Raw genomic sequence first — 4249 nt, 5'->3', positions numbered from 1 at the left:
TCCAGGCTCTCCTCTAAGCCGCGGGCTTTGCGCTGCACATGCGCCAGACAGCGCAGGCGGTTGTCAACGTCACGATAGGCCCAGTAGCCATCGCTCATCAGCCAGCCGTTGAACAGCGGGCCGAGCATGCGCGTGAGCACGGCCTTGGAGCGCGCCCCGATGGTAAAGACCGTGGTGGTGGCCGTGGTGAAGACCCATAGCCACACGAGCTTGCCGGCCTCGAACCAACTGGTCTCATCGGCGTGCAGCAGGCCGCTGTCACGGGCTTGCTGGAGCAATTGCTCCTCAACGACCGGCTCCAACGCGCGCGCGGCTTCGTGGATGCATTGGTTGATGGTGGCGATCGAGAGTTCGAGACGGAGCCAGTCGCCGAGGAATTCTTGGATGCGCCGACGCGAGAGGTGCATCCGGCTCGAGAGGGCGCAGATGAAGCTCAGCAGCCGGGGGCCCACCAGATGGCGTTCGCTTAAGGCGACGCCCCAGGCCTCATCGCCCGGTATGTGACCGGGCTCGGCGCGGGTGAGATGCCCACAGCCACAGGTGTGTTCGTGATAGGCGTGCTTGGTCTGGATGAGTTCCAAGCCAATGCGCTCTTCACCCAGGTCACCAAGGTCGAGCACGAGGTGAGCCTGGTGGCAGGCGCCGGGCGCCTGGTCTTGGAGGTCGCTGCCGCAACGCGCGCAGTGCGTGGGATGATGCTCAAGCACCTGGGTGAGGGCGAAGGTCTGGGTGCGGCCATGGCCGGGAGCGCCGGGACGTTGTCCGGGGCGCTTGGGTGCCGGTTCTTGATCGGCCGTGCTCGGTGTCGACTCGCTGGGGGCCGTCTCAGAGGCGTCGGCGGTCTCTGCAGGAGGATTGGCATCGTCGTCTGCACGGGCGGCGATCGACTCGGGGCTCGGCGTCTGCGAGGCGGGGTCGCTGGGCGCTTGATCAGCGGCGTTGCTGCCATCACTGCCGCCCCGCTCCCAGGGCGCTTGGCTGCTCGGCGGGCGCGAGCTGTTGTGCGGGCTCTGATCAAGGCGCTCGTGGGCGAGCTTCAGATCGGCGAGCAGCTTCTCTGAGAGCCCCTGCAGTTGGGCGTGGCTCAACGCGGCCAAGGCGGCGGCATCAAGCTGCGAAAGATCGTGTTTGCTCAGCTGCACGGGAGGCTCGGCACCAAAGGCGCGACGGCGGTTGGATCTGAAGGAATTGCCGCGTGATCTTGCCATACCAAGTCAGCGTTGTCTGCTACATCACTGAGTGCGCAGCGAAGGTTTCTGGGGGAGGGTCTGAACGCTTACCTCCACCGGCGGGAAACCACGCTTGCTTGGAATCAGTAAGCGCGGTGATGTGTATATGCGAAAACTGATCATCAACGGAGCGCGTGCAATGATGCGCTGGGTTGAGAAGAAAGACGACGCCCTCAGTCATTGGGCGCGGGATCTCAAGCAGCGCCGTCACGCCAATGTCGCCGTGGTTGCGATGGCCAACAAGCTCGTGCGCATCGCTTGGGCGGTGATGACCACCGGCAAGGCCTTCGACGCAGCGCGCGGCGCGTTAGCGAAGCCAGCGGTCGTTACCGCGTAGCGCCCTAAAGGCCACGAACCCTTCCAATTAACCCGCCCTCATCGGGCATCAACCGAGTTCCACACCACGAGTTGCTAAGAGTGAAATTCACTGTAATGGCATGAAAGGTACGACCGCCTCGCCGAAAACCTGACGGGGACAGCAGCCAGCTTAAGCTGAGACTGATATACTGATTGAGGACGGCGAGGTACGCGAATTCCATTAGGGCACGGGGATCGACTTTGATCATGATCCCGCTAACGATGCCGGATATATGGCCGCAACGTTTCCTTCTACCAAATCAGCGATTTTCCTCTTGCATCGCGGGGCGGACCATATATGTCACCGGAATTCGCAACGTCGCCCAGCTACCCGACCGGAACGGGTGGCGGCGGCGAATCCGGTGACGCGCAGGGCATTCTTCGCAGCGCTTGCGCTTGCTTAGTTATACAAGTTTTGGCATAACTAGGTACATGAAGCCGCTGAAATTTATTGGCTCCAGTCTAGACGACCTGCGTGAAATGCCCGCACCAGTGCGCCACGCCTTGGGCATTGAGTTGATGACCGTCCAGTACGGCGACGAACCAAGCGACTTCAAACCGATGAAGGGCGTTGGCGCAGGCGCCTATGAAATCCGTCATCGGGACGCAAGTGGCGCATTCCGGGTGATTTATGTCGCCAAGCGCGACGAGGCCGTCTATGTCCTGCACGCATTCCAAAAGAAGTCGCAAAAAACCGCCAGGGCCGATATCGACCTGGCCGCGAAGCGTTACAAGCTGATCGGAGAAACACCTTGAAAGACAATGATACCAGCATCATCGAAAGCAGCGGCAACGTCTTCGCCGATCTGGGCTTCGACCCCGCCGAGGCTGAGGTCATGAAACTGCGCGCTGAGATCATGATCCGCACCGCTCAGCAATTGAAAGCAAAGGGCTGGACGCAAGCCGAGGCAGCACGTCATCTGGGAATCACGCAACCCAGAGTTTCCCGACTGGTCAAGGGTAAGGCGGAAGATTTCAGTTTGGACATGCTACTGACCCTGGCAACGCGGGCAGGTCTTCACCCCGAGGTGCGCTTGACCCTGTAAGTGCAGTCTCCACAAAAAAGCCCCCGAGGCGCGAACCACGGGGGCTGGAAGTGTGAAACCTGGTTAGGCGGGATCAGTCAGGGGCGGGGTGTCCTTGCCCGGGCGGCTCGAAAAACAAACCGATCCTGGCCCCTTTGATTCTTTGATTTTGTCCTAGTGCCGGCGATCATGGCTTGAGTCTAGCAACCGCGCGAGCGCTTGGGCACCGGACAGCATCACTTGTCCGCACGTAATGCCTCGACTTGGGCCACACTCAGGCCGGTGGCCTGGCAATCTGCGCGTCGTTGAGCAGGCCGAGGGCGATGAGGTTGCGCGCCGTGGCCTGAGCCGTTTCCAGGCGGCCTTTTTGCATCCCGATCTGCTCGCCTTTTTGCATCCCGATCTGCTCACCTTTCTGCATCCCGATCTGCTCACCTTCCAGCCGCCCCTCCAAACGCCCCTCCTGCCGCTCGCGTTCTGCCCAGTGCTGTAAGTTCTCGGCTAACATGGTCTTGTCCTCGACGAGTGAGTGGATCTGTGTGAGGTCGATCTGCGCGCCCAAGCGCTGGAGGTGGCGCTTGAGCCAGCGGGTGATGAGCCGATCCAGGCGCGCCTTGTTGGGGTCGGCCTGGATCAGGCGTACCAGTCGATCGACGGCCGCTTGCAGCGGGGCGCGCTCGCGGGAGGCGATCTCGACCCCGAACACAGCGCTCAACGGACTGTCGATGAGGCCCAGCCGCTCGGGCGTGTAGTGGGCCTTCGTCGATCAGGTGGTAGCGTAGATGCGGCTGATAGGCGTGCAGGAACGCCGGCGGCGTGGGGCGGACCAGTGCGTCGATGTCCTCGGCGGCCTGCCAGCGCTCGAGCCCATTGTAGAGCACGATCGGCAGGATCGGGGGGAGTCCTTTGGCCGGGGTGGTGACCTTGGTCTTGAGCAGGTGCTGATAGAAGCAGGCGACATAGTGGAGCATGCGCAGCGGCATGGTGGGGTCGACCGTGGATTGGAATTCGATCAGCAGGTAGACAAACACCCGCTCGGTGACACCCTGCCAGTGCACTTGTACAGACCAGACGACATCCTCGAAGCGCTCCTCGAACAGCGGCGTGATGTAGTTGCCGCTGTGGTTCTTCAGCGTCGAGAAATCCATCAGCGCGGCGATCTCCGCGGGGGCGAAGCCTTCGATCAGCTGCTGGACGAACTCGGGGTGGCTGAACAGCTCCTTGTAGCCGGTGTCGTGGTGCTTGGCCATCGGGGCGTTGGCGGCTCTGTGCGGTGCTCATCGGGCGAGTCTAGCGCAGGCGAGTATCCGCAGACACCAGCGCTCGCCGCGCTCAGCAAGGCACGCAACAGCCCCCGAGGCGCGAACCACGGGGGCTGGAAGTGTGAAACCTGCAATGGGCCGGACCAGCCAGCGCAATTCAGTAAAGCTACCCGGTGGTGCCCCAGTCTATAGGACTTCAGAGGGTTTCAGCATTCTTGATTCACTGGCAGCGAGGCATTGTAATGGTGAACAAAATACCAGATTGCACCAATATGGTTGTCAAGCTTTTTTGAAAATGACAGCGCTTTTCTGACCAACCGCGAGACCCGTTGACGAAGTGTGCAATTGAAGCGTTCAATGTGATTCGTTTGACCGC

Annotated in this window: 7 protein-coding genes; 3 read left to right on the top strand and 4 right to left on the bottom strand. The window is 61.3% G+C overall.

Annotated features, from left to right (window positions below; all coding sequences use genetic code 11):
• The coding region (locus tag CCR82_RS04970; RefSeq protein WP_201244304.1) for an IS66 family transposase at positions 1–1142 on the bottom strand (1142 nt) is incomplete at its 3' end.
• 226 nt (positions 1143–1368) lie between these two features.
• Between CCR82_RS04970 and CCR82_RS04965 the strand changes: the two genes are divergently transcribed.
• The 3 genes from CCR82_RS04965 (at position 1369) to CCR82_RS04955 (ending at position 2632) form a co-directional block, all read left to right on the top strand.
• On the top strand, positions 1369–1566 hold the full coding sequence (locus CCR82_RS04965; protein WP_242513266.1) for a hypothetical protein: 198 nt from the start codon (positions 1369–1371) through the stop codon (positions 1564–1566).
• Positions 1567–2018: 452 nt separating this feature from the next.
• A complete protein-coding gene (locus CCR82_RS04960; RefSeq protein ID WP_201244303.1) occupies positions 2019–2342 on the top strand; it encodes a type II toxin-antitoxin system RelE/ParE family toxin in 324 nt (107 codons plus the stop codon).
• Positions 2339–2632 carry a helix-turn-helix domain-containing protein gene (locus tag CCR82_RS04955; protein WP_201244302.1) on the top strand — a complete coding sequence of 98 codons (294 nt, stop codon included), beginning with the start codon at positions 2339–2341 and terminating at the stop codon, positions 2630–2632. Before CCR82_RS04960 ends, CCR82_RS04955 begins: the two co-directional genes overlap by 4 nt.
• A 253-nt stretch (positions 2633–2885) precedes the next feature.
• Here the strand turns inward: CCR82_RS04955 and CCR82_RS18460 are convergent, their stop codons facing one another.
• From CCR82_RS18460 to CCR82_RS04945, 3 genes are all read right to left on the bottom strand, one after another.
• Positions 2886–3065: a hypothetical protein gene (locus tag CCR82_RS18460; protein ID WP_242513264.1), complete on the bottom strand. Its 180-nt coding sequence runs from the start codon at positions 3063–3065 to the stop codon at positions 2886–2888.
• Positions 3043–3861 carry an Rpn family recombination-promoting nuclease/putative transposase gene (locus CCR82_RS04950; RefSeq protein WP_242513263.1) on the bottom strand — a complete coding sequence of 273 codons (819 nt, stop codon included), beginning with the start codon at positions 3859–3861 and terminating at the stop codon, positions 3043–3045. The genes CCR82_RS18460 and CCR82_RS04950 overlap by 23 nt, the downstream gene beginning before the upstream one ends.
• 218 nt (positions 3862–4079) lie before the next feature.
• Positions 4080–4249 (bottom strand): IS1 family transposase (locus tag CCR82_RS04945; protein ID WP_276570509.1); only part of this gene is annotated, 170 nt, incomplete at its 5' end.

Source organism: Halochromatium salexigens, from assembly GCF_016653295.1.
Classification (GTDB): Bacteria; Pseudomonadota; Gammaproteobacteria; order Chromatiales; family Chromatiaceae; genus Lamprobacter; species Lamprobacter salexigens.
This window is presented reverse-complemented; position numbering and strand designations above follow the sequence as displayed.

Bases quoted from the DNA above. Each gene is read 5' to 3' on its own strand.
- CCR82_RS04960 (WP_201244303.1), top strand. From the start codon at position 2,019: ATGAAGCCGCTGAAATTTATTGGCTCCAGTCTAGACGACCTGCGTGAA.
- CCR82_RS04965 (WP_242513266.1), top strand. From the start codon at position 1,369: ATGATGCGCTGGGTTGAGAAGAAAGACGACGCCCTCAGTCATTGGGCG.
- CCR82_RS04950 (WP_242513263.1), bottom strand. From the start codon at position 3,861: ATGGCCAAGCACCACGACACCGGCTACAAGGAGCTGTTCAGCCACCCC.